Origin of the sequence: Neobacillus sp. PS2-9 (genome assembly GCF_030915525.1) — a bacterium.
Classification (GTDB): Bacteria; Bacillota; Bacilli; order Bacillales; family Cytobacillaceae; genus Neobacillus.
In genome coordinates this window covers 2,909,947-2,934,493 of sequence record NZ_CP133269.1, presented here as the reverse complement: position 1 = coordinate 2,934,493, position 24,547 = coordinate 2,909,947, and the positions used below count along the sequence as shown (strand labels likewise).

The following is a 24,547-nucleotide window of genomic DNA, read 5'->3' as shown; positions in this document are numbered from 1 at the left end:
ATGGATATCAAATTCGATCGTGTCGCATCAGTCATGTTTCTTGCGGTTGGTGTGTTATTTATAGTTGGTAGTAAGCAGCTATCAAGCTCGTCATACGGTAGTGTAGTAGGTCCTGATATTTTTCCATTTATTCTTGGTATTATCCTTGTATTATTAAGTATTCGCTTGTTTTATGAAACCATCATCTCAAAGGGAGAGCATAGACCAAAGGGAAAATTAGAATATAAGCCGTTTTTAATCATTTTCGTTGCTACATTGGCTTATATCTTAACCTTGGAAACAATAGGGTATGTGATTACTACTTTTGTCTTTTTATTTATTTGCTTTCAAACAATGGAACGTTCGAAGTGGGTGTCATCCCTTATCATATCTGCTGCTTTTTCAGGAATCGTATACTTTTTATTTGTTGAAGTGTTAAAGGGAACACTTCCAGGTTGGCCTGTTTGGTTTTAACCACAGTAATAGAAGAAAGGAGGAAAGATCATGAGTACATTAGATTATTTAATTCAAGGTTTTGGAACGGCCCTTATTTGGTATAATATCATTTTTGCTTTTGTTGGGGTTTTAATAGGGACCGCTGTTGGCGTATTGCCAGGTATTGGTCCAATGAGTGGTGTAGCTCTTCTTATTCCGGTAACGGCATCCATTACAGGCGGACTGCCGCCAGAACAGGCTGCAACAAGCGCAATCATTTTATTAGAAGGAGTTTACTATGGAGCAATGTATGGGGGGTCTACCACTTCTATTCTATTAAATACACCAGGAGAATCGTCCTCTGTCGTCACAACATTGGACGGATATCAAATGGCAAAAAAAGGAAGGGCCGGCAGCGCACTATCCATCGCAGCCATTGGATCGTTTGTAGCTGGAATCGTGACACTGATAGCCTTGATTGCCCTAGCAAAGCCGTTATCCGACGTAGCCCTAAAATTTGGTCCGGCAGAATATTTTTCCTTAATGCTATTAGGACTGGGTGCCGTTAGCGGTTTAGCTGGAAAGTCAGTAACAAAAGCCTTAATCATGACTGTTTGTGGGTTGTTACTCGGAACAATTGGAATTGACAGTGTTTCCGGGATTGCTAGATTTACATTCGATGTGCCATGGCTTTTCCAAGGAATTGAGTTTCTAACTTTAGCGGTAGGATTGTTTGCGCTCGGTGAAGTATTCAAGACCATTCTAGAAAAAGAAGAAGAAGAGGTGGATATTGCAAAAATTAATAACTTGCTGCCATCCAAAGAGGAATTAAAAGAATCGGCTGGACCGATTGCCCGCGGAAGTATCCTTGGCTTCTTTGTTGGAATCTTACCGGGAGCTGGGGCAACACTTGCATCCTTCTTCTCTTATATTCTTGAAAAAAAGATTTCCAAAACTCCTTCGAAATTTGGAACAGGAACGATCGCAGGGGTGGCGGCACCAGAATCAGCGAATAATGCGGCATCCGGCGGTGCTATGATTCCATTATTAACATTAGGGATACCAGGTTCTGGCACCACAGCTATCCTAATGGGTGCTCTGATGATGTACAATGTGCAACCAGGTCCATTGTTATTTGAAGATCATCCACAGGTTGCATGGGGATTAATCGCCAGCATGTTCATAGGTAACATCATGCTTTTAGTCTTGAATCTTCCATTAGTGAAGGTATTTGCAAAAATCATTCAAACACCGAAGAAATACTTAATACCGATCATTATTGCCATTTCCATTTTTGGCGTCTATGCTGTTCAAGTATCGACCAACGATCTTCTACTATTATTGGGCTGTGGAGTCCTGGGGTATTTTTTTAATAAAAATGATTACCCCATTGCCCCGATCGTTCTTGGTCTAGTCCTCGGACCGATGATCGAAAATAACTTAAGAAGAGCCCTAACCATATCGAATGGTGATTACAGTGTATTTTTTACACGGCCGATTTCTTTAGCATTCCTTCTTATCACTGTCCTATGGCTGGTAGTTCCATTCATGATGAAACGAAGAGGGAAAGAAGTAATCATCAATGTAGAAGGGTAAGATTCTGAAGATTGAGAAAAAACTCCTTTTTAAAAGGAGTTTTTTTTAATATGATAGAGTTAGAGGTGTTTGAATGCGTCTACATACCAAGCTAATGCTAGGAATTTCCATACTTATTATTGTCCTTGGAACGATTATAGAATTTACCTTTAAAAATATTATGGAATCAAATTTGAAGCATGAAATCGGGTCCAAAGCGTTATCAGTTGCTCAATCAATCGCCAATATGCCGGAGATTCAGGCAGCCTTTCGGACCAATAATCCTTCAACGATTATCCAGCCCATTGCTGAAAATATTAGAAAACAGGTAGGGGCAGAATTTATCGTCATAGGGAACAGAAACGAAATCCGTTACTCGCATCCCAACCCGAATCGTTTGGGTCAAAAAATGGTAGGGGGAGACAATGGTCAAGTATTTAAAGGAGAGTCTGTTATTTCCGAATCGACGGGGACGTTAGGTCCTTCCTTGAGGGGAAAAGCCCCCATTTTTAGTAACGGCGAAGTCATTGGCGTCGTTTCGGTTGGATATCTGCAAACGGATATTGAAAAAGAGATTTCGAAGTTACAGAAGAAAATTTTTGTTGCCACATTAATTATATTAATAGGAGGGTTATTGGCAGCTCTATTAATCTCGTTAAATATAAAAAGAGCTATTTTTGGACTAGAACCAAAAGAAATCGCATGGATGTACCAAGAAAAGCACGCGATCTTGGAATCTATTCATGAAGGAATCATCGCCATCGATACCGATGGGAGAATTACCGTAGTGAATGAAACTGCTCATACGATCTTGAAGGTGCCCAATCATATCTTGCTAAGAGGAAAAAGAATTGAAGAAGTGCTGGTTAATACCCATCTACTTGAAGTGGTGCGGACGGGACAAGCCGAGTATGACCAGGAAATTATCATTATGGACGAGGTCTATTTAGCCAATCGTATTCCTATTTTTAATAATAAAAGGGAAGTGGTTGGCGCTGTTGCCAGTTTTCGAAATAAATCGGAGCTCACCCAGCTACTACAGGAATTATCCCATGTTAAAGCCTATGCAGAGGGATTGCGCGCACAAACCCATGAATATTCAAATCGTCTCTATACATTACTTGGCCTGATTCAACTGGGGTCCTACCAGGAAGCCATTGATTTTATTTCAAAAGAAGTGGATGTTGCCCAGGGGTTCATTCAATTCTTAATGAAAGAAGTACCAGATCCTATTATTGCAGGGTTTATCTTAGGAAAGGTTAGTTTAGCAAGCGAGTTAAAAATACATTTTACAATCGATAGAGAAAGCAGTTTCAATGATATTCTACCTGAGTTAAGCAGAGAGGCATTAGTAACGGTGATAGGAAACCTCATCAATAATGCCTTTGAAGCCGTAAAAGAAAATGAAAAGCAAGAAAAGAATGTTTCCTTATTTCTGACCGATTTGGGTAAAGAACTGATTATTGAAGTAGAAGACAACGGCATTGGGATGAATCCAGACACGAGTGAACAGATTTTTCAGGCAGGTTTTACCACAAAGAATACAGGCAGCAATGCTGGAATCGGACTTAGTTTAGTACAAAAAGCGCTAAATGAATTAGAAGGAACGATTACATTTTCTTCGAATGCGGGAGAAGGCTCCATTTTCACAGTAGCAATACCAAAAAGCAGGGGGAATATGTATGAACAGCGGTCAAACAATCACCGTGTTAATTGTGGAGGATGACTTACGAGTAGCGGAAATCCAAAAGCGGTTTCTTGAACAAATAGAGGGGTTTGAGACAGTTGGGATTGCCGCCAGTTATATTGAGGCAAAAACGTTAATCGAGATCCTCCAGCCAGACTTACTTATATTAGATGTGTATTTTCCAGATATGAATGGATTAGACTTACTAAAGGAAACGAAACAGCAGACCAAACAAATGGATGTCATCATGATAACGGCAACAAAAGAGATTCACAAAGTTCAGGAAGCCATTAGTATTGGTGTATTTGATTATATTATTAAACCCGTCGTGTTTGAACGGTTCAAACAATCATTGTTACGATATAAAGAGTATCATACCAAACTGATCCAGTTAGGCAAAGAAAGTCTTCATGTCACACAGCAGCAGGTGGATAAGCTGTTGCGTAAAGAGAATGAAAATGGAGGGAACGAAAGGGTCTATCTACCTAAAGGAATCGATCCACTGACACTCGAAAAGGTATTGGAGGTCCTTGGCAGGGAAGGTAGGGGGCTAACGGCCGAGCTGGTGGCTAAGGAAATTGGTGTTAGCCGAACGACTGCAAGACGATACTTAGAACATTTGGTGTCAGAAGAAAAAATTGAGGCTGATCTCTCATATGGGACAGTTGGCCGCCCTGAGCGGGTCTACCTAGTACATTAATAAAGGATGGACATGGTTAATTCCAATACGAGCCACATATAGTATCACTAACAAAAAAAATTTTGACCCCGTATCTTTTCACCCTCCTTGAATCGTTTATAGGGTAGAGAGTGCAAAGGAGTGAAATCAATGTCACACAAACTTAGACAGGACAGCGTAGAAAATTCAGAGGACGAAAATAGGTTTGAGGATGCCTTTTGGATGGAGTATTATCCGAAACTTCAGCGATATTGTCACTTTTTAACCCAAAATAAATGGGATGGAGAGGATGTCGCCCAAGACACGTATCTTAAGGCATTAAGATATTCGAATCAACCGCAAAAGATGACTTCGGCTTTGTTAAATAAAATGGCTTACAATCACTGGATTGATTTGCTTCGTAAAAGAAAGAAGGAAACAATGGAATCAGATTTTGATTGTGCAAGTCATGCTATTACTCATCAACTGGATGGTCTAAATGATTCAGTGGAATTGCTTTTGAAAAAATTCACTCCAAAGCAAGCGGTTATCTTTCTTTTAAAAGAGGCTTTTCAATACCAACTGAAGGAAATAGCCGATATCCTTGATGTAACAGAAATAGCGGTGAAGTCCAATCTCCACCGAGCTAAAAAGCGACTGGAAAAAGCAATCGAAGAGGAACAGTCCTTTGATTTAGAATCCTTTTGGGATGTAGAAGAGCAGGAGCAGCTCTCGGAACTTTTTTATGAGGCATTGAAAAATCAAGACCCAACCATCTTAATTGATGTGATTCCTTCGTTAAGAAGTATTCGAACTGAACCTACGCTTATTTCTAGAAGCTTCAAAAAGGTCCGTCCTAACATCTCTCCTTCAAGCACTCTCTGTATGGCTGCATAGCCAATCATCGCTTCAAGGAGGAATAAAGAATGAGTACAATTCCATATGTAATAGAGCAGTCAAATCGAGGAGAACGTTCCTATGATATTTATTCACGATTATTAAAGGATAGAATTATTATCATTGGAGATGAAATAAACGACCATACGGCGAATAGTGTGGTAGCCCAATTATTATTTTTAGCAGCCGATGCACCGGATAAGGAAATCTCTCTTTATATTAATAGCCCCGGTGGTTCTACTTCTGCAGGTTTTGCCATTTTTGATACGATGCAATACATTAAACCTGACATTCGAACCATTTGCACGGGCATGGCGGCCTCATTTGGAGCTATGTTGCTCCTGGCAGGGACCAAGGGAAAACGGTACGCTCTGCCAAACAGTGAAATCATGATCCATCAGCCTCTAGGTGGAGCGAGAGGGCAGGCTACGGAAATAGAAATATCCGCACGGAGAATTTTAAAGCTCAGAGAGCATATCAATGAAATCATTTCAGAACGTACCGGCCAACCGATTGAAAAAGTGGCGAAGGATACAGACCGAGATTATTTTATGAGTGCAGAGGAAGCAAAAGAGTATGGGATTATTGATGAAATACTTTATCCAAAATGAAAATGTGTGTAAAAGAGCAATGTGAGTCCAATCGCATTGTTCTTTTTTTTGCTCAATTGGTGAATTCAATGCGGCTCAAACTCGATCGGATGGAACTACGGACAGAGTTGGTGGAAAAGATGGAAGATTATCCGAATAAGAGATGGATTCGGATAGAGGGCAGTAGAAAAGAAGAAGGATTGTCCGAATAAGAGATGGATTTAGACAAAGGGCCATGAAAAGAAGGAAGGATTGTCCGAATAAGAGATGGATTCGGACAGAGGGAAGAGGAAAAGAAGAAAGATTGTCCGAATAAGAGATGGATTTGGACAAAGGGAAGAGGAAAAGAAGAAAGATTGTCAGAATAAGAGATGAATTTAGACAAAGGGCCATGAAAAGAAGGAAGGATTATCAGAAAATGAGTCAGATTCGGACAAATGGAAGTGAAAAAACAGAAACATTGTCAGAAAGCTGTGCAACTTCGGAAAGCTTTGGCTCAATCTAACGCAATCTAGTCAGTACCAGTAGGACCAAGATAAAAATGATAACAAGACTAGTAATGCATATTTCGAACAATCTTTTAAATTTTCATCTTTGGAATCTTTGTTTTTTTTAGATAATTACCTAGTATTTGACATGCGTCTATATCATATACATAATCTAAAAGAGATAAGTTTATGGTCATCATTGTATCTAGAAGTATCGCCATTAACTGTACAATGCACCTGCTGCAGAGATCCAAAGAAAAACTTGAGAAACAGGAGGGGCTGAGTATGAAATTCACGATACAGTATATACCACTGAACAAAATCAAACCTGATTTATCGCTTAAAATTACGGAGCATATTAAGAAACTCCAAAGATTAATGTGGGATTGCATGTTTGTTTTAGTTGTCAAAAAAAATCGGAAGGATGGCAGCTACATTATTGTAAGTGGGCAGGATCGATTCGAATCCCTTAAAAAACATACAAAAAATATTTATGCCCCATGTATAGTCGATAAAAGTAGTTCAACCGGAATGATATCGTGGTTTCATCGTTTACGGAATAAACAACCCCTTGATGACTTTCCTTTAATGCCACCCAGCTGGTCAATCGTTCGTTCCTTTTTGAAACAAGAACCTCGTTTTAAAAAATTATCCCGATCCGAACAAATTAGAGTGTTGCTTATAGCCGCACGTTACAAGAAAACTGTTATTTATTCCATGAGAACAACCGTGAACGAGCTATTAAGTGGTCAAAATAATTCTTAGAAATATGATAAAGCATAGAAAAATGGCCTGGGGAATCCCAAGCCATTTTTCTATTAGATTGCTTCATGAATGAAGGCGTAGTCTCTTAAATAAACCGGAAGCTGTACAAGGGATTCGAGTTCGGCGAATGTCCCACTTGGTTCAATTTCTAAATCAATGATATTATAACTCCATTCAAAATCGGACGGTATATGAATCGCATTGATGCCTAACTCGATAGCTGGTTTTACATCCGTTTTTAGTGAATTTCCAACCATCCACGTTGATTTTTTTTCACACTCTATTCTATTTAGTACTTTTTTCAACGTAGTAGAATTTTTATGTTCATGGATAAACACGCGGTCTTCAAAGTAGCGATCTAATCCTAACTGATTAATTTTCCTGCTTTGATTTTTCTTATCCCCGCCTGTAAAGAGGTACAATCGATGACCATCCTCTTGCAGACTATCCAAGACATCATATACGTAAGGAAAGGGCTGTACTTCTAGTTCAAACACTTCTTGCCCCATTCTACGTACAAGCTCGATTTCATTTTTCTTTAAGGCTCTACCATATTTGACGCTAAAATATTTGTAGGTTAATACGAATGATTCTGGGTAAAGGGAAGAATGTAAACCGTGTTTATCCACATTTTTAACGTCAATTTCTAATTGTTTTTGTAGGATTTCATCCTTTGAAAGGAAATCGAACCAGTCTTGCATCTGTTCAGCAAATTGGTTTTTTGATCTGATAAAATACTTGCTGCAGTGGATGAGGGTATCATCTAAATCCAATATTAAAGTTTGTTGATTCATATAATCAATTCCCCCTTTAATATGGTGTAAAATAATTATATGGGTAAATACTGTTACAATGCTAAAAAAACAATGTCCATAGGTAAATTACGCCTTAGGTAGTAATCCACTATACTTGTTTCCATGAATAATCGTGCCGTTACACCTAGCAAAAAATAAAAGGCATACAAATGGGGAACTAAATAGTTAATGTACATAATAAAAAGCTCAAGATGGGCTCGACTTTTATTTAGGAAGAAGGAATATCATGAAAAATGCAGGAGCAAAGATAAATGCCATATTAATAGCGGATCAACCAGAATCATTTTTGACAAGAAGGATTGCTAATACCACACTTGAGTTTGGAGGGATAAGAGGGGACCGTCATTTTGGTATGATTGTACCATCCGATTCACGGCAGCCGATGTATCCAAAAGGGACGGAAATTTTTAATCGTCGTCAAATTACAATTGTTTCAGAAGAAGAACTTGTAGAGATAGCGGAAGGCCTCGGAGTAGAATATGTTCTACCGGAATGGTTAGGTGCGAACCTCTTATTGAACGGATATCCTGAACTAACGAAGCTTACGATGGGCTCACGAATTCTCTTCCCAAGTGGAGCAGGGTTGATTTGTATGGGAGAGAATCAACCCTGTATATTTCCTGGTGAGATGATCCAAAAACATTACGAAAACCAACCAAAACTGGCATCGAAATTTGTCAAAGCAGCATACAAGCGCCGTGGAATCGTCTGCGCTGTCGAACGCCCGGGAGAAATGAATGAAGGCGATGAAGTCCAAATCCTCATTAACAACTTCAGCAATCCCATGCAATAAAAATAAAAGTGGTGTCAGGCACCATAAAAAGACAGTGTCCATCTCTGGAGGACACTGTTGTTTTTATGAAAAATATTATTTAGACTAAATAGTCTTTTTTAAGTAGGCCATCTATGTTTTAATTAAAATTAAGAAACTTGTAAATGTTTTCGTTTAATTTTTTTAGAACGGAGGTAAATAAATGCCGCCAATTGTTTCAGACTCACATAAAGAGAAGAAAAAAAAGGAGATTTTGGCCAGTGCTCTAGTTTGTTTTGCAAAGAAGGGTTTCCAAGTGGCTACAATCGATGATATTGTGGGGCATTCAGGTATAAGCAAAGGAGCAATTTATAACTATTTTAAAAGTAAAGATGAGATATACCTAGAATTAATGAATACAGACACAAAAGAAACGTATGAAAGTTTAGTGAAGGATCTTGGAACTTACGATAGTGCTATTGAAAAAATTGATTTTTTATTTAACTTATATTTATTGGTTGACTTTTCTAATAAAGACATTAAGGGGAAATTTATCGTTCATGATGAATTTAAGCTCCATGCCTCAAGACACCCCGAATTAGCAGAAAAATTAACGGACCGTAGAAAACAGTATTTTGTCGACCTGCTTGCTGGGATTATTAAAGAGGGCCAAGAATCAGGTGAAATCAAAAAAGACCTTCATCCAGAAGTGATGGCAGACTTATTTTGGTCAATGATTAATGGAGTCACGGTACAGTCCGTTTATACCGATTACCCTTTTAAACAAGTGTTAACCGAAATGAAACAAATGTTTTTAGAAAAAATAAAAGCATAAAATTAGAAAAGACAAGAAACCTATCTTGTCTTTTCTTCGTCTAAAGCAATGGAATCCCATCATGGGGTTCTAAAATTCAGTCAAATGAATAGTAAAAATATTTTTCAATTGTAGTCTATTAAATTGACAATTATACAAGAAGGTAAATATAATAAAAATAAACTGACTGGTCGTTTTAAAATTGCGACTAAAGACTGAAAAATAAATGGGTCTAAGATTGTAGGGAACTTTCGGCTTGCGTATGATTAAGTTTTTCCAAAGTTTTTCTATACTAAGGACATTAAATAAAAGAATACAATTTTAGAGTAGAGGAGTGGTAGAAATGACCATCAATATTTTATTCCTTTCGATAACCATAAAAAAACGGACGCTCAGTCTACAAGAAGCTTGTCATCAAGAAGAAGTTGAAAAGCTATATGACAAAAATAGAGACCAACAAATTTCCATGCATCGTTTTTTTAGATAAATTGTTACAAAAAGGTCTGGTTTAAATGACCAAATTAAGGTCGAGGTGAGAATACATGAAAAAAAGACAAGAGATCTCTTCCGATAAGAAAAAATCTGTCAGCCTCAACCTTGAGTGTTGGATGTGGGAATTAGTTGAGGAGCTAGAGACCAATAGATCTAAGTTTTTTAGAGATTTACTCCTAGAAAAGATAAAGGTCGAATTGATTAACGAGAAATTAATGTCTGAAACAGATACCGTTTCTGAACTGTTAGGTGAGGTATACCTAAACATCATCCAATACAAGCGAAAATTAATGACAGCTACCACAGACCGAAAACCAATAAGAAGGTTAGGTATGAAGAATGTTCCGGAAGATTTAAGAAAAAAAGCAATCAGTATTCATATGGAGAATTGGTTATGGGACATAGCGGCTAAAATAGCTCCCAATCGTTCGGTCTTTTTTAAAGACATACTTTTACAAAAAATGAAAAAGGACTTACTCATCGCGGGAATGGTAAATGAAAATGTGATTATTGGTCAAGAACATGCTGAACAAATTGTTAAACTCACGGCAGCAAGGAAGATTAATAAGAAGGTTAGTTAATATAAATGTATAGTTCGAAAGGATTAACCAACACTACCTTTTAAAGGATGGTGTTAATATGAATAAGGATGAAAAAATGTTACCACAAGAACTCCATAATAAGGTGAAGGAAAGCACGGCTAGTAAAACGGCCAACAATGTAGAAGCAAACCTGGAAGATAATGATATTCAGACGGAAAGTTCGATTATTGTCGGGAAAGGCGACCCAAATCTTTCGCCAGATGCAGGGAAACCATTGCTTTAATCACCTAGGTCCATTCTCCCGTAAATCACAAAGTGAAAAACTAGTCATTAAGACATTCATAATAAGCGTCCAAAACTGTGTAAGATCGGATTTGGACGCTTATTTTTTTAGTTTTTGACTTCAATTACAAGGGGTAAAAAGGTGCAAAAATAAATATACAAAAAATTAAATTTTTTCATTTACATAAAACCTATAGGTATGGTAGGATTAATTTCAATAAATTATAAAATTATTAAATCAACAGGCAAGTTTAACAGAGCCAATTAATAAAATCTTCCTGGATTGATAAAGGGGGGCGAACCAACTGAAAGAAAACGAAAAGGAAGAACTCTTCGCTCAGCTTGAGAAAATGCTCGAAACCTTACAATTTGGTTCAATTACACTGGTTGTCCAGGATGGCAAGATTGTGCAACTTGAAAAAATTGAAAAGGTTCGTATCCAATCGAATAAAAATCGCTGACTAGACAAACTAGAGGCGGTCTCCACTTTTTCTTAAAAGGAGACCGCCTTTTTCTATTGAAAAAGGCGGAGCAAAAAAGGATCAACTTATTTTTATAAATGAAAAGGAGGCCTGTAGCAATGACGACTACAGTAACTTATCAAAATTGGCGTGAACGATCAGATACATTTTCATGTGAGGATGAAACCAAAGGAGCACGTTCCGTTTTAGAGTGGGCATACAGCAGCTATCCTGAACAAGAACTTGTGTATGCATCAAGCTTTGGGGCAGAAGCCATCGTGTTAATTGACTTAATCCAACAAATTAAGCCCGATGCCCATATTGTTTTTTTAGATACAGGTTTACACTTCCCGGAAACCTATGAAGTCATTGATAAGATAGAAGCCCGATTTCCTACTTTGAAAATTGAGAGAAAACTCCCAAACCTTACGCTTGATGAACAAGCAGACAAATATGGATCAGCCTTATGGAAACGAGATCCCGGCCAATGCTGCAATATTCGGAAGGTCATTCCGTTACGAGAAACATTAACAGCAAAGCAAGCGTGGATATCGGGGCTTCGCAGAGAGCAATCACCAACAAGAGCAAATACAGAGTTTATCAATAAGGATGACAAATTTCAAAATATTAAAATTTGCCCATTAATCCATTGGACTTGGGAGGAAGTTTGGAGCTACATCAAAGAAAAAGACTTGCCGTACAACACCCTGCATGATCATGGATATCCAAGTATCGGATGTTTTCCATGTACACAGCCGACTGGGACGGATGGAGATTCACGTGCTGGCCGCTGGGCGGGAAGCAGCAAGACTGAGTGTGGATTACACACGAAATAGGGAGGGCTTATCATTTGCTCACAATCATTGCCATTACAATCGGATTATTTTTCGCAATTAATATAGGGGCTAGCGGGGCTGCCGCTTCGATGGGAATTGCCTACGGAGCTGGAGTAGTTAAAAAGAGGCTAGCATTACTGCTTTGTGCCATTGCAGTGTTCTTTGGCGCCTGGCTTGGCGGTGGTGAAGTGGTCAAAATGATTGGTAGCGGAATTGTTCCCAATAGTACATTTACGGTTCCGATCGCCTTAATCGTTTTAGCATCAGCTGCCTTGTCATTGTTCTTGGCCAATATATTTGGCATTCCACTTTCTACGAGTGAAGTGGCCGTTGGTTCAGTGGTCGGTGCTGGGATTGTTTATCAATCAGTATTCGTAAGTCACCTTTTCTGGATTATGTTGTTTTGGCTCCTGACACCATTTGCTGCTTTTCTTATCGCCATTATTGCTTCTTACGTGTTGAAAATTAAACAGCTGAAAAAATGGCTGGAAGCATCCAAAGCAGTTCCCGTTCTGTCTGTCCTTGTATTAATCATGGGTATGTTTGAGGCTTTTTCTGCAGGGATGAACAATGTGGCGAATGCGGTTGGACCGCTTGTAGGTGCCAATATCCTTTCAACAGGGGATGGTATTCTCTGGGGTGGCATCTTTGTCGCACTGGGTGCCTTGCTATTAGGTCATCGGGTTCTTGAGACAAACGGAAAAAAAATTACCACACTCAGACTGGAGGAAGGCTGCGTTATCTCTGGTACAGGTGCAACAATTGTGACGATTGCATCCATGTTTGGAATCCCCGTGCCGCTTACGCAAATCACGACCTCTTCCATTATTGGAATTGGCTTTGCAAAACAAGGTAAAGCAGTACTTAAAAAAGATATTGTGGTTCAACTGCTTACAGTCTGGATCGTTTCACCGGTTTTATCAATGGTCCTTTCCTACACGCTGATTCAGTTAATCATTGAACATAATTTTTACCCCATTATCGCCATGGGTGGTGCGTTAATTTCTGTGTTTGGGGTCCTGTCATTAATGAAAAAGCAGAAAACTACTATTCCCGTTAGACATGAAGTTGCTAAAGACTAAGCATTTCTTATTAGAATCTTAGTTTAATAAATAAAAAAATTGTAGCCGAAAAAACGGCTAACTAAAGAAAGGATTTGATTTTGTGTCATTTTTACCAAAACCGCATGGAGGAAAATTAATCCAAGCATACAACCCAAATCTTGACCTATCCCTTATTGAAAAAGAACTAGAAATTGATGCTATTGCCTTGAGTGACCTCGAATTAATAGGTGTTGGACTATTCAGCCCGCTTACTGGGTTCCTTGGAAAAGCAGATTATGAATCAGTCGTTTCGAGCATGCGTCTAGTTGACAATACGATTTGGTCTATTCCTGTCACACTACCTGTTTCCACTGAAACGGCTGCCACATTAAAGGTAGGCGAGGAAATGAAGTTGATTTTTAACAGTGAGGTTTACGGAGTCATTAAGGTATCCGAATGGTATGAACCGGACTTAGATAAAGAAGCACTAAAGGTATATAAAACACTTGAACTGGCTCACCCAGGTGTGAGACGTCTTTATGAAAGAGGTCCCGTTTATGTAGCAGGGGAAGTAACTCTCATTAAAAAACCGGAAAAGGGCGTCTTTACAGATGTATGGTTGGAGCCGAAAGAAACACGGGCCTTGTTTGAAGAAAAAGGCTGGAAAACAGTGGTGGGCTTCCAAACAAGAAATCCGATCCACCGCGCACATGAATACATCCAAAAGGCGGCATTAGAAACAGTTGATGGACTTTTCGTTAATCCATTAGTTGGGGAAACAAAATCTGACGACATTCCTGCAGACGTTCGATTAAAAAGCTATCGTGTGTTACTAGAAAACTACTATCCTACTGAACGGGTCCAGCTAGGTGTGTATCCAGCAGCAATGCGTTACGCAGGACCACGTGAGGCCATTTTTCATGCGATTGCCCGTAAAAACTTTGGTTGCACCCACTTCATCGTCGGACGCGATCATGCAGGTGTAGGCAATTATTATGGAACCTACGATGCCCAACTGATCTTTAGTGAATTTGAAGAAGGAGAACTTGGCATCAAACCACTGTTCTTTGAACATAGCTTTTATTGCAACAAATGTGAAGGTATGGCTTCAGATAAAACATGCCCACACAACAACGAAGACCGTGTCATTCTTTCAGGAACAAAGGTGAGAGAAATGCTGCGCACAGGAACACTTCCACCATCAACATTCAGTCGGAAAGAAGTAGTAGAAGTGTTGATTGAAGGAATGAAAGAAACGACGACGGTCTAAGGAGGCAGAACAATGACGAAAGCAACAAATATTACATGGCATGCAACAACGATTACTAAGGAAGACCGCCGTTTGAAAAAGGGACATGGCAGCTGTGTTCTATGGTTTACGGGTCTCTCAGGTTCTGGGAAATCGACCATTGCTAATGCTGTATCTAGCGAATTGTTTCGTCAAGGAATAACTGAATACGTTTTGGACGGTGATAATATCCGTCATGGTTTAAATAAAGACCTGGGCTTTTCCGACCATGATCGAACAGAGAATATTAGGAGAATTGGAGAAGTGGCGAAATTGTTTGTAGACAGTGGAGCCCTGGTGACAACTGCGTTTATTTCTCCCTTCCGTTCGGACCGTGCTCAGGTTCGCGAACTGTTTCAAGATGGTGAGTTTATTGAGGTATTTATCGATTGCCCTCTTGAAGAATGTGAAAGACGTGACCCTAAACAGTTATATGTGAAGGCGCGTCGTGGTGAAATTAAAGATTTTACAGGGATCAACTCACCATATGAGGCCCCGGAACGTCCAGAAATAACGGTTAGGTCCGATCAATTAACCGTCGAAGAATCAGTAAAACAAATATTTGGATATTTGCAGGATAAGAACATTATTTAACTGGTAATATAGAAAGGATGAATAGCCATGGTTGGAAAGGTGTATTTAGTAGGTGCGGGTCCAGGTGATCCAGAATTAATTACGGTAAAAGGATTAAGGTACCTGCAGCAAGCTGATGTCATCCTTTATGACCGGCTGGTAAATCCTGAACTTTTAAAGTATTCAAAACAAGGTGCCCAACTGATATACTGTGGTAAACTTCCACATTACCATACAATGAAGCAGGAAACGATCAATCATTTTTTAGTTAAATATGCGAAAAAGGGTCTTCAGGTCGTTCGTTTAAAGGGAGGGGATCCCTTTGTGTTCGGCCGTGGGGGAGAAGAAGCCGAGGAATGCTTGAGGAATGAAGTTCCTTTTGAGGTAGTTCCAGGGATCACGGCAGGCATTGCCGCTTCTGCTTATGCCGGAATTCCTGTCACCCATCGCTTTTTGAGCAGGAGTTTTGCCTTTATTACTGGTCATCAAGCAGGGGACCTAGCCGCGGAGCACCAATGGTCACACCTGGCAAAAGGAGTTGACACCCTTTGTGTCTATATGGGAGTTTCACATCTTTCGACGATTATTAATCAACTAATACAACACGGTAAATCACCTCAGACACCTATCGCTTTGATTCAATGGGGAACATTAAGTGACCAAAGAACGGTTGTTGGAACACTTGAAACGATCGAAGAACGGGTGAAGGTAGCAGGTGTGTCAAATCCGAGCATGATTGTGATAGGAGAGGTTGTTCGCCTTCATAAGGAGCTAAATTGGTTCCATGAAGAAATAATGCCTAGTTTACCAATACGGCATGGATAATCTTAGTCACTTGGTGGCAGTCTATGAGCCCGAGTAGAGGAAAAGAAAAAGGGACCGGTCGCATAGAAGCAGTCTATGAGCCCAAACAGAGGAAAAGAAAAAGGGACCGGTCGCGTAGAAGCAGCCTATAATCCCTAACAGAGGAAAAGAAAGAGGAACGGGATGTAAATAAGCTGAAATAAAGTATTCCTATTGGGCTTGTAGTAGTTTAAAATAAATAATAGTAATCCTATTGGATTTAATGATTTGTGTAAAACGATTATTTAAAATAGTTTGAGTTATTGAGTGGTCGAAAGATTTCGATCCCTAAAAGAGAGGAATTCTATGAAAGCAATACTTTACATTGGTCATGGGACACGCTCAAAAAAAGGAGCGGAGGAAGCGAACGATTTTATCCAAAGGGTAATGAAACGAGTGGATATTTCAATTCAGGAAATTAGTTTTCTTGAATTGGCTCCTCCTTTGATTGAGGAAGGCTTTCAGCGTTGTGTGGAAAGGGGAGCGACAGAAATTACTGTTGTCCCTTTGTTCCTTTTAGCGGCAGGACATATAAAGCAGGATATTCCAGAGGCACTTTCTTCATTGAAGGTCAAATACCCACATATTGAGGTAAATGTGAAGGATCCTTTCGGTGTCCAGGGAGCGATTCTAGATGGAATAGCAGAGTTGGTTCATTCTACGGTCGGCGACATAGGACTGGAAGATCGAATATTGATTGTTGGAAGGGGTAGCAGTGATCCGGTTGTTCACGATGATTTTGCACGGATTGCTAAGGGAATCCGTGAGCGGCTGGGAATCAGGCATGTGTCTGTTTGTTATATGGCTGCAGCCGAGCCAAGGCTGAGTGAAGGGTTAGAGATGATTACAGAAGGTACGGCTGGCCGAGTGCTGGTTGTCCCGTATTTATTATTCTCTGGGCTGCTTACTGCTGAAGTGAATCAAGAGGTTCAAAAGCGGCAAAAGGAAGGCCACCAAATCCTTCATACGGGTCCTTTAAGTGGTCATCAGGTGATTGAGGATATTGTTGTAAATCAGGCGACAAGGGAATAAGCTGCAGAGGTGCGGGTTCTAGATGCCTCGTTTTTGTGAAATAAGGGGCCGGGTGGTTTTATAAGAAGGATTCATAAAGCCCGTTCAAAGGGAAAAAGCGGGTGGCCGGTCGATAAGAGGTTTATAACGCCCGGAGAGCTGAAAAAAGTGTGATGTTGGTCGATAAGAGAGGTTTATAACGCCCGGAGAGCTAGAAAAAGCTAGTGGCGGGTCGATAAGAACGATTCATAAAGCCCGTACACCTGAAAAAAAGAGGTAGACGGTCGTTATAAAAGATTCATAGTGCCCGTCCAAGGAAAAAACCGAGGTCCACGGGCATAATAAAGGGCCCATAGTGCCCGTCCAACGAAAAAACCGAGGTCCACGGGCACTAAAAAGGGCCCATAGTGCCCGTCCAACGAAAAAACTGAGGTCCACGGGCACTAAAAAGGGCCCATAGTGCCCGTCCAAGGAAAAAACCGAGGTCCACGGGCACTAAAAAGGGTCTATAATGCCCGTCCAACGAAAAAACTGAGGTCCACGGGCACTAAAAAGGGTCTATAATGCCCGTCCAACGAAAAAACCGAGGCCCACGGGCACAATAAAGTGTCTATAGTTCCCGTCCTAATGAAAAACCGAGGTCCACGAGCAATAAAAGCTCAATTCAAGTCCTACCCAATGAAAAATAACAGATTCATAGTTTAATAACACAAAAACACATAACGGTCGCCAAAAAATACGACCAAAATAACAAAAAGTTTATTCCTTAGTGAGGTGGATATCGTTGCAACTTCAGGTAATCAACAGTCCGTTTAATCAGGAGCAGGCAGAACTACTTAACCGCCTTTTGCCAACCTTAACAGATGCACAAAAAGTTTGGCTGAGCGGCTATCTTGCTGCAACCCCATTTACAGTTCTTGGAGCAGCCAACAACCAGGGGACAGTCCTTCCTGTCCAAAGCAGTAATTCAAAAGCGACAAAAGAAATAACAATCCTTTATGGTTCACAAACGGGCAATGCTCGGGGGCTAGCAAAGAAAACAGGCAAAACATTAGAGGGAAAAGGGTTCCAAGTAACTGTCTCTTCTATGAATGATTTTAAAACAAATAATATAAAAAAAATCCAAAACCTTCTTATTATAGTAAGTACCCATGGTGAAGGTGAGCCACCTGATAGTGCACTCACATTCCATGAGTTTTTACACAGCAAAAGAGCACCAAAGCTGACGGATCTTCATTTCTCCGTACTAGCACTTGGAGACAGCTCATATGAATTCTTCTGTCAAACAGGAAAAGAATTCGATTCTCGCCTCGAAGAACTAGGCGGCACACGACTATATCCACGCTTCGACTGCGATGTGGATTATGATGAGTCAGCATCTGAGTGGCTCGAAGGAATCCTCGGCAGCTTAAGTGCCGAACTAGAAGGAACTTCTGTTAAAAGCGCAAGTCCAGTAGCGGCAGCAGCTCAATCTACTGAATCCGAGTACTCAAAAAGCAATCCATTTAAAGCCGAAGTACTTGAAAATATCAATCTCAACGGACGTGGCTCCAATAAAGAAACACGTCACCTTGAACTATCACTCGAAGGTTCAGGACTGACCTTTGAACCTGGTGATAGTCTAGGAATCTATCCGGAGAACGATCCTGCACTTGTTGAACAACTCCTTGCTGAATTGCCATGGAGTAGTGAAGAAACAGTGATCGTTAATAAACAGGGAGACGTTCTATCCCTACAAAAAGCGCTCACTTCTTATTTTGAGATTACCGTTTTATCAAAACCGTTCCTTGAAAAAGTGGCGAAGCTTTCAAAAAATGAGGAGCTACAAGACCTGATTGCACCGGGTAATGAGGAAAAAATGAAAGCCTACATCCATGGGCGTGACCTGTTTGACCTGGTTCATGACTTTGGTCCTTGGGGAGAATCGGCACAAGAATTTATTTCGGTCCTTCGTAAAATCCCTGCCCGTCTTTACTCGATTGCCAGCAGTTTAGCAGCCAACCCGGATGAAGTCCATTTAACAATCGGTGCTGTACGCTATGATGCCCATGGCCGTGAAAGAAAGGGCGTTTGCTCCATTTTAACAGCTGAACGCTTGCACCTTGGAGATACACTACCTGTATTTATACAGCAAAACGAAAACTTTAAGCTGCCAACAAACCCTGAAACGCCAATTATAATGGTTGGACCTGGTACAGGAGTAGCACCATTCCGTTCGTTCATTCAGGAACGAGAAGAAACAGGTGCAGAAGGGAAATCATGGCTGTTTTTCGGAGATCAGCATTTTGTAACAGATTTCCTTTACCAAACCGAATGGCAAAAATGGTTAAAAGAAGGCGTCTTGACAAAAGTAGATGTGGCCTTTTCACGTGATACAGATGAAAAAGTATATGTTCAACACCGCATGCTTGAGCAAAGCGAAGAATTATTTGAGTGGCTACAAGAAGGAGCACACCTATATATTTGCGGAGACGAGAAACATATGGCACATGACGTCCATCACACGCTTCTTTCTATTATTGAAAAAGAAGGCAATATGAGCCGTGAACAAGCAGAAGCCTATCTTGCCGAAATGCAGCAGCAAAAACGATACCAACGGGATGTATATTGATGGGATGGAAAGGAGTTATTTCAACATGGTGAAACAAATCTTAAAAGCACCGGACGGCCCGCCAAGTGATGTTGAGGGCATAAAAGAACGAAGCAACTATTTGCGTGGTACATTAAAAGAAGTCATGGGCGACAGGATCAGCGCCGGCATTCCTGAGGATGACAACCGTCTCATGAAGCATCATGGTAGCTACCTTCAAGATGACCGTGATCTTCGCAATGAACGACAAAAACAAAAACTTGAGCCAGCGTATCAGTTCATGCTGCGTGTACGATTACCTGGTGGGGTGGCTGCTCCAGCCCAGTGGTTGGTTATGGATGAACTTGCTGATAAATACGGAAATGGCACGTTGAAACTGACAACACGTGAGACGTTCCAAATGCACGGCATTTTAAAATGGAATATGAAAAAGACAATTCAGCAAATCCATGCTTCCCTTTTAGACACTATTGCTGCTTGTGGGGATGTCAATCGTAACGTCATGTGTGCTTCAAACCCATATCAGTCAGAAATTCATGCGGAAGTGTATGAATGGTCTAAAAAATTAAGTGATGACCTGTTGCCACGTACAAGAGCCTATCATGAAGTTTGGCTGGACGAAGAAAAAGTAGCTGGCACACCGGATGTGGAGGAAGTAGAACCAATGTATGGTCCGCTTTATTTACCGCGGAAATTTAAAATTGGAATTGCAGTTCCTCCATCAAATGATATCGATGTCTTTTCACAGGATCTTGGATTTATTGCCATTGTGGAAGATGGAAAGCTAATCGGATTCAATGTAGCAATTGGCGGCGGTATGGGTATGAGTCATGGTGATACAGCAACCTACCCGCAGCTTGCGAAGGTTATCGGCTTCTGTAAGCCAGACCAGTTGTATGAAGTGGCGGAAAAAACAATTACCATTCAACGTGACTATGGAAACCGTTCTGTTCGAAAAAATGCACGTTTTAAATATACGGTTGACCGATTAGGTTTAGAGACAGTTAAGACGGAACTAGAAAACCGTCTTGGCTGGAAATTGAATGAAGCTAAATCCTATCATTTTGACCATAACGGAGATCGGTACGGCTGGGTAAAGGGTATACAAGGTAAATGGAATCTAACCTTATTTATTGAGGGTGGTCGTGTTGCAGATTTTGCGGACTATAAGCTAAAAACAGCTCTTCGCGAAATTGCAAAAATCCATACAGGTGATTTCCATTTAACACCGAATCAAAATGTAATTATCGCCAATGTATCTAGTCAGAAAAAGAAACAAATTAATGCTCTAATGGAACAATACGGTTTGACGGATGGAAGCCATTTTTCAGCTCTCCGTCGTAATTCGATGGCGTGTGTGGCACTGCCAACATGCGGATTAGCGATGGCGGAAGCGGAACGATATTTACCGAATCTAATTGATAAAATTGAAACTATTGTAGATGAGAACGGCCTTCGCAACGAAGAAATCACCATTCGTATGACAGGCTGTCCAAACGGCTGTGCCCGACATGCACTTGGAGAGATTGGCTTCATCGGTAAAGCGCCAGGTAAATACAATATGTATCTTGGTGCAGCACACGACGGCAGCCGTCTAAGCAAAATGTACCGGGAAAATATTGGTGAAAAGGAAATCTTGAAGGAACTAAACGTGGTTCTTTCCCGCTATGCAAAAGAACGCAACGAAGGGGAGCACTTTGGAGATTTCACCATTCGTGCAGGGATTGTCAAGCCAACAACTGATGGAACGAATTTTCACGAATAAAAGGTTTCCATCGCAAATATTAATAGTTAAGAGACTCGCCATAGTAATTGGCGAGTTTCTTTTATTAGGAATACAAAAACCTTATTTATATAAAACCTCATTTACTTATGATACGGTTCACCGTGATGTAACAAAATGAGGTTTTTATTTATGAAGCTTACTTGACTATCATCTCCTTTAAATATATTATCGCACCAGATTCGATCATATACTCAGTAACACACAGGAGATGGGAAATACGAAGCTATTATCTCCGACAACTTTAAAATGTCAAACGCAATTTTTGTGAGATAAATCACAATTGGCTAGCATTATTAATGTTATCATTATTATTGAGGTTAAATAATAATCACCTAGAAGTAGAGGATTTTCCTCACTAATATTCTATTATATTCTTTTCATAAAGAGAGATTGCATAAAGGAGTGTTTTAAATGTCTGAAAATAAATTGTCAGAATTAATTAGTCCTGAAGCTATCATTAATTTTGAAACCGGTGCAATTAAAGCGAGCACTTTGGATTCAATTATCAATCTTTTACCATTTGAAATGGGTTTTTGCGATGCTAACGATATTTTCCGCTGGTATTCAAATAATCCAAACCGTGTCCATGGTCGTCGTAAAGAAGCAATTGGTCGCCATGTGCTTGAGCTTCACCCAAAAGTGGCTCATCACGTTGAAAAATTGTTGAATGATTTTCGTTCAGGAGCACGCGACGAATGGGAATTTTGGTTTCCAAAACGCTCTGGGGAAGAATCTGGTCAAATTTACCAAAAATTTATGGCAGTACGTGATGAAAATGGAAAATACCTTGGTTGTATGGATGTGACCATTAATCTCGACCTTTTCAAAGGAAAAGAAGGTAAACACACCCCTGAAACTATTAACGAATTTATAACTGTTATGCCTGAATAAAATATATCTTTTTGATTTGAGAGGCTGCTGAAAAACACACTGGATCCCCCGATTCAATGTGTTTTTTTTATATTGAGTCTCCCAAACCCCAACTGCAAAATTGAAAATTCTTAATTCTACGAAAGTGATGAGACATTCCATGCTAAAATTTTTAGCGGTTTTAAAGATAGAAAGAATAATTAACAGCGAACCTATTAAGAATTGCAAAATATCACAGATTGGGTCTTATTTAAACTTCAAATTAATATAATTACTTAGTTAGCTTATCCTAGAGGTGAATATTTTGGAGATTTTTGGTTTGTCCTTTACTGTTCTTTTGGAAGTTATTTTAATCAATATTGTTTTAAGTGGGGATAACGCAGTTGTAATCGCAATGGCATCACGGAATGTTCCAAAGAGGCAACAAAAGAAAGCAATCTTTTGGGGAACATTTGGAGCTATTATTTTACGTTTACTATTTGCAATAGCAATTGTTTACCTACTAGATTTACCTTTTGTAACTTTTGTAGGTGGCCTTCTTCTAGTGTATATTGCCATCAAACTTCTACTAGGTGATGATGAGAATTATCATAGAGAAGGGGGTTCAAGTCTAATTTCCGCTGTAAAAACAATTATTATTGCTGATGCTATCATGTCCCTTGATAATGTCCTAGCTATCGCTGGTGCGGTTGAAGGTAATATAGCTGGTATCATTATTGGAGTCATAGTTAGTATTCCTCTAGTTGTTTTTGGGAGCCAATTAATATTAAAAGCAATGGAAAAGTACCCATTAATCTCTTATGCTGGTGCTGGAATATTAGCTTGGACAGCGGGTGAAATGATGGTAGCAGAACCAAAATTCGAGTATATTCTTCCATATGATTTACATTTATTGATTCCTTCTGCTATCACAGTTCTTGTCATTGGTTTGGGATATTTAACGAATAAGATAAAAACAGCTAAAGAAAGTTAAGCAAAATTGAAATGGAATGTATCTATTTCAATTTTGCTTATTTTATAACATATTAGGTTAATTCTATGAATCATGGAACAATTTCAAAAATAGTACCTTGGTTAAAATCAGTCACTTTCATCGAGCTATAAACTCCTAAATATAGTCTGGTTTGATCCAGATTCGTTCCCAAATTAACATAATAAGCGGACTCTGACCCGAAATTATAATCGGTTTCAATCACACTAAAATCATTTAGTTTATCATCTGTTCTTACCTTGGTATAAGCCAAAACCCCTCTAGCCGCAGTTTGCGATTCTTTTTTTCTAGCAAGATCGGTAAACACAACGCTACCCGTTAAATCGGGGATTCCAGTCCCCATAAAGGCTTGCACCCCTGTAAGTGCAGTTCCTCCAAACTTATCGGGCCTTTGGTCTTTATGAAAATAACTAGTTAGGGGCTGAATACGCTTCACTGAAGTTTCTATTGCTTCATCGTAATAAGCAATGGCTTTCTCATCCAAATTCGGATTTGAAGTGCAGCCTTTTATAGTCGGGGTAGGAAAAGCACCTTCCCATCCTCGCCAGCCAAAGTTAATGAATCCTTCTTGGTCAGCTTCAGTGTTGCTTAAAGAAGCTTGAACAAGCAGAGTGACCGGTATGGGTTTATATGAGAGGAAAGAATAAATCGACTCCACCAAATCCTGTCCGACCTGTCCTACATATTTAATATACTGATTATAAAACCTTTGAAATGAAATGCCTGGGATATTTCGAACCCCTTTGGCCAGTACCGTAAGTGTTTCCTGAATAGGTACGGGAAGTTCATTAAAACGTGTGACTACGGGTGGGTTATCGATAAATGTATTCTTAGCTACATCTATTTCAATGATTTTACCGGCGATTTCCAAATCGTCCTGACTTAAATTAAATGGATCATAGCCTGATCCACCGTCTCCTGTTGTTAACACAAGTTTTCCTGTTTCAGGTGAAAAGTTTAAGCTATTGACACCGTTATGATTGAAAAATGGTCTTCTTAAGTTAAGTAATGTCCGTTGTTTTTGAGGTTGACTATTCGATTGTACAATCCATTCTTCCACGGTATCAATATGATCATATTGAGTTTCTCGATTTATCCACCTTAGGTTTAACGTTTTGGGATCACACGGGTTAGGATTGAAAGGTTCAGGAAGAGCACCTAGACCTTGTGTTCCGGCCACTGAATAGTGAAGATAAAACAAGCCGTTATAATAAAATTGGGGATGAAACGCCAGCCCAAGCAATCCCCGTTCATCATATCCACCACCAGGATCACCTAGCTTGATGATTCGCGGGCGAATATCTAAAAAAGTTCGTACAGCTCCGTTTCCTATGTAAAAGATTTCTCCTATCTGGGTTGCGATAAATAATCTTTCTATGGAGTCACCGGGAAGTAAAGCTGTCTTCAAAACAGTGGGCAAATTTATCTTACTTACAATGGGCCGTAAACGAACCTTCACTTTTTTCAAGTAACTTTACACCCCTT

At 39.8% G+C, this 24,547-nt stretch carries 25 protein-coding genes; 23 read left to right on the top strand and 2 right to left on the bottom strand.

Annotated elements, in window-relative coordinates:
• From RCG25_RS14845 to RCG25_RS14815, 7 genes are all read left to right on the top strand, one after another.
• Positions 1-453 (top strand): tripartite tricarboxylate transporter TctB family protein, encoded by a 453-nt coding sequence (locus tag RCG25_RS14845; RefSeq protein ID WP_308079589.1) that lies wholly within the window; start codon positions 1-3, stop codon positions 451-453.
• A 30-nt stretch (positions 454-483) separates the two neighbouring features.
• Positions 484-2,010 (top strand): tripartite tricarboxylate transporter permease, encoded by a 1,527-nt coding sequence (locus tag RCG25_RS14840; protein ID WP_308079587.1) that lies wholly within the window; start codon positions 484-486, stop codon positions 2,008-2,010.
• A 73-nt stretch (positions 2,011-2,083) separates the two neighbouring features.
• Positions 2,084-3,715 carry a sensor histidine kinase gene (locus tag RCG25_RS14835; RefSeq protein ID WP_308079586.1) on the top strand — a complete coding sequence of 544 codons (1,632 nt, stop codon included), beginning with the start codon at positions 2,084-2,086 and terminating at the stop codon, positions 3,713-3,715.
• Positions 3,672-4,376, top strand: coding sequence for a response regulator (locus RCG25_RS14830; RefSeq protein WP_308079585.1), 705 nt, complete (start codon positions 3,672-3,674; stop codon positions 4,374-4,376). The genes RCG25_RS14835 and RCG25_RS14830 overlap by 44 nt, the downstream gene beginning before the upstream one ends.
• A 129-nt stretch (positions 4,377-4,505) precedes the next feature.
• Entirely contained in the window at positions 4,506-5,231 is a 726-nt protein-coding gene (locus RCG25_RS14825; RefSeq protein WP_308079584.1) for a sigma-70 family RNA polymerase sigma factor, read from the top strand.
• 29 nt (positions 5,232-5,260) lie between these two features.
• Positions 5,261-5,842 carry an ATP-dependent Clp endopeptidase proteolytic subunit ClpP gene (clpP, locus tag RCG25_RS14820; protein WP_308079583.1) on the top strand — a complete coding sequence of 194 codons (582 nt, stop codon included), beginning with the start codon at positions 5,261-5,263 and terminating at the stop codon, positions 5,840-5,842.
• Positions 5,843-6,594: 752 nt separating this feature from the next.
• Positions 6,595-7,074, top strand: coding sequence for a hypothetical protein (locus tag RCG25_RS14815; protein WP_308079582.1), 480 nt, complete (start codon positions 6,595-6,597; stop codon positions 7,072-7,074).
• A gap of 53 nt (positions 7,075-7,127) precedes the next feature.
• On the opposite strand, the gene RCG25_RS14810 is transcribed toward RCG25_RS14815, so the two are convergent.
• Positions 7,128-7,868, bottom strand: a complete 741-nt coding sequence (locus tag RCG25_RS14810; protein ID WP_308079581.1) for an HAD family hydrolase — start codon at positions 7,866-7,868, stop codon at positions 7,128-7,130.
• Positions 7,869-8,112: 244 nt separating this feature from the next.
• Here RCG25_RS14810 and RCG25_RS14805 point away from each other — a divergent pair, with 244 nt between their 5' ends.
• The 16 genes from RCG25_RS14805 (at position 8,113) to RCG25_RS14730 (ending at position 23,044) form a co-directional block, all read left to right on the top strand.
• Positions 8,113-8,682, top strand: a complete 570-nt coding sequence (locus RCG25_RS14805; RefSeq protein WP_374121080.1) for an MOSC domain-containing protein — start codon at positions 8,113-8,115, stop codon at positions 8,680-8,682.
• Between the two features lie 181 nt (positions 8,683-8,863).
• A complete protein-coding gene (locus RCG25_RS14800) occupies positions 8,864-9,475 on the top strand; it encodes a TetR/AcrR family transcriptional regulator (RefSeq protein ID WP_308079579.1) in 612 nt (203 codons plus the stop codon).
• A gap of 322 nt (positions 9,476-9,797) precedes the next feature.
• Positions 9,798-9,941: a YrzI family small protein gene (locus tag RCG25_RS14795; RefSeq protein WP_308079578.1), complete on the top strand. Its 144-nt coding sequence runs from the start codon at positions 9,798-9,800 to the stop codon at positions 9,939-9,941.
• 55 nt (positions 9,942-9,996) lie between these two features.
• Positions 9,997-10,527, top strand: coding sequence for a hypothetical protein (locus tag RCG25_RS14790; RefSeq protein ID WP_308079577.1), 531 nt, complete (start codon positions 9,997-9,999; stop codon positions 10,525-10,527).
• Between the two features lie 58 nt (positions 10,528-10,585).
• Positions 10,586-10,771, top strand: a complete 186-nt coding sequence (locus tag RCG25_RS14785; RefSeq protein ID WP_308079576.1) for a hypothetical protein — start codon at positions 10,586-10,588, stop codon at positions 10,769-10,771.
• Positions 10,772-11,075: 304 nt separating this feature from the next.
• Positions 11,076-11,231: a YezD family protein gene (locus RCG25_RS14780; protein ID WP_308084189.1), complete on the top strand. Its 156-nt coding sequence runs from the start codon at positions 11,076-11,078 to the stop codon at positions 11,229-11,231.
• A 119-nt stretch (positions 11,232-11,350) separates the two neighbouring features.
• Positions 11,351-12,067, top strand: a complete 717-nt coding sequence (locus RCG25_RS14775; protein ID WP_308079575.1) for a phosphoadenylyl-sulfate reductase — start codon at positions 11,351-11,353, stop codon at positions 12,065-12,067.
• Positions 12,068-12,081: 14 nt separating this feature from the next.
• Positions 12,082-13,149 (top strand): sulfate permease, encoded by a 1,068-nt coding sequence (locus tag RCG25_RS14770; RefSeq protein WP_308079574.1) that lies wholly within the window; start codon positions 12,082-12,084, stop codon positions 13,147-13,149.
• An 82-nt stretch (positions 13,150-13,231) separates the two neighbouring features.
• On the top strand, positions 13,232-14,380 hold the full coding sequence (sat, locus tag RCG25_RS14765; protein ID WP_308079573.1) for a sulfate adenylyltransferase: 1,149 nt from the start codon (positions 13,232-13,234) through the stop codon (positions 14,378-14,380).
• Between the two features lie 12 nt (positions 14,381-14,392).
• Complete coding sequence (cysC, locus tag RCG25_RS14760; protein WP_308079572.1) at positions 14,393-14,992, top strand: adenylyl-sulfate kinase; 600 nt, start codon at positions 14,393-14,395, stop codon at positions 14,990-14,992.
• A gap of 27 nt (positions 14,993-15,019) precedes the next feature.
• Entirely contained in the window at positions 15,020-15,796 is a 777-nt protein-coding gene (cobA, locus tag RCG25_RS14755) for a uroporphyrinogen-III C-methyltransferase (RefSeq protein ID WP_308079571.1), read from the top strand.
• A gap of 285 nt (positions 15,797-16,081) precedes the next feature.
• Positions 16,082-16,846: a sirohydrochlorin chelatase gene (locus RCG25_RS14750; RefSeq protein WP_308079570.1), complete on the top strand. Its 765-nt coding sequence runs from the start codon at positions 16,082-16,084 to the stop codon at positions 16,844-16,846.
• A gap of 763 nt (positions 16,847-17,609) precedes the next feature.
• Entirely contained in the window at positions 17,610-19,436 is a 1,827-nt protein-coding gene (locus RCG25_RS14745; RefSeq protein WP_308079569.1) for an assimilatory sulfite reductase (NADPH) flavoprotein subunit, read from the top strand.
• 25 nt (positions 19,437-19,461) lie between these two features.
• The gene (cysI, locus tag RCG25_RS14740; protein WP_308079568.1) at positions 19,462-21,180 is read left to right on the top strand and encodes an assimilatory sulfite reductase (NADPH) hemoprotein subunit; all 1,719 of its coding nucleotides are present in this window, start codon (positions 19,462-19,464) and stop codon (positions 21,178-21,180) included.
• 432 nt (positions 21,181-21,612) lie between these two features.
• Positions 21,613-22,092 (top strand): PAS domain-containing protein, encoded by a 480-nt coding sequence (locus tag RCG25_RS14735; protein WP_308079567.1) that lies wholly within the window; start codon positions 21,613-21,615, stop codon positions 22,090-22,092.
• A gap of 274 nt (positions 22,093-22,366) precedes the next feature.
• Entirely contained in the window at positions 22,367-23,044 is a 678-nt protein-coding gene (locus tag RCG25_RS14730; protein ID WP_308079566.1) for a TerC family protein, read from the top strand.
• A gap of 70 nt (positions 23,045-23,114) precedes the next feature.
• Here RCG25_RS14730 and RCG25_RS14725 read toward each other — a convergent pair whose 3' ends face one another.
• Positions 23,115-24,530 (bottom strand): PQQ-dependent sugar dehydrogenase, encoded by a 1,416-nt coding sequence (locus tag RCG25_RS14725; protein ID WP_308079565.1) that lies wholly within the window; start codon positions 24,528-24,530, stop codon positions 23,115-23,117.
• Between the last annotated feature and the right edge of the window lie 17 nt (positions 24,531-24,547).

Excerpts from the sequence above, each read along its gene's own strand:
- RCG25_RS14815 (WP_308079582.1), top strand. The coding sequence starts at position 6,595 with ATGAAATTCACGATACAGTATATACCACTGAACAAAATCAAACCTGAT.
- RCG25_RS14830 (WP_308079585.1), top strand. The coding sequence starts at position 3,672 with ATGAACAGCGGTCAAACAATCACCGTGTTAATTGTGGAGGATGACTTA.
- cobA (WP_308079571.1), top strand. The coding sequence starts at position 15,020 with ATGGTTGGAAAGGTGTATTTAGTAGGTGCGGGTCCAGGTGATCCAGAA.
- RCG25_RS14790 (WP_308079577.1), top strand. The coding sequence starts at position 9,997 with ATGAAAAAAAGACAAGAGATCTCTTCCGATAAGAAAAAATCTGTCAGC.
- RCG25_RS14795 (WP_308079578.1), top strand. The coding sequence starts at position 9,798 with ATGACCATCAATATTTTATTCCTTTCGATAACCATAAAAAAACGGACG.
- cysI (WP_308079568.1), top strand. The coding sequence starts at position 19,462 with ATGGTGAAACAAATCTTAAAAGCACCGGACGGCCCGCCAAGTGATGTT.
- RCG25_RS14835 (WP_308079586.1), top strand. The coding sequence starts at position 2,084 with ATGCGTCTACATACCAAGCTAATGCTAGGAATTTCCATACTTATTATT.
- clpP (WP_308079583.1), top strand. The coding sequence starts at position 5,261 with ATGAGTACAATTCCATATGTAATAGAGCAGTCAAATCGAGGAGAACGT.
- RCG25_RS14840 (WP_308079587.1), top strand. The coding sequence starts at position 484 with ATGAGTACATTAGATTATTTAATTCAAGGTTTTGGAACGGCCCTTATT.
- RCG25_RS14775 (WP_308079575.1), top strand. The coding sequence starts at position 11,351 with ATGACGACTACAGTAACTTATCAAAATTGGCGTGAACGATCAGATACA.
- cysC (WP_308079572.1), top strand. The coding sequence starts at position 14,393 with ATGACGAAAGCAACAAATATTACATGGCATGCAACAACGATTACTAAG.
- RCG25_RS14735 (WP_308079567.1), top strand. The coding sequence starts at position 21,613 with ATGTCTGAAAATAAATTGTCAGAATTAATTAGTCCTGAAGCTATCATT.
- RCG25_RS14785 (WP_308079576.1), top strand. The coding sequence starts at position 10,586 with ATGAATAAGGATGAAAAAATGTTACCACAAGAACTCCATAATAAGGTG.
- RCG25_RS14800 (WP_308079579.1), top strand. The coding sequence starts at position 8,864 with ATGCCGCCAATTGTTTCAGACTCACATAAAGAGAAGAAAAAAAAGGAG.
- RCG25_RS14845 (WP_308079589.1), top strand. The coding sequence starts at position 1 with ATGGATATCAAATTCGATCGTGTCGCATCAGTCATGTTTCTTGCGGTT.
- RCG25_RS14810 (WP_308079581.1), bottom strand. The coding sequence starts at position 7,868 with ATGAATCAACAAACTTTAATATTGGATTTAGATGATACCCTCATCCAC.
- RCG25_RS14825 (WP_308079584.1), top strand. The coding sequence starts at position 4,506 with ATGTCACACAAACTTAGACAGGACAGCGTAGAAAATTCAGAGGACGAA.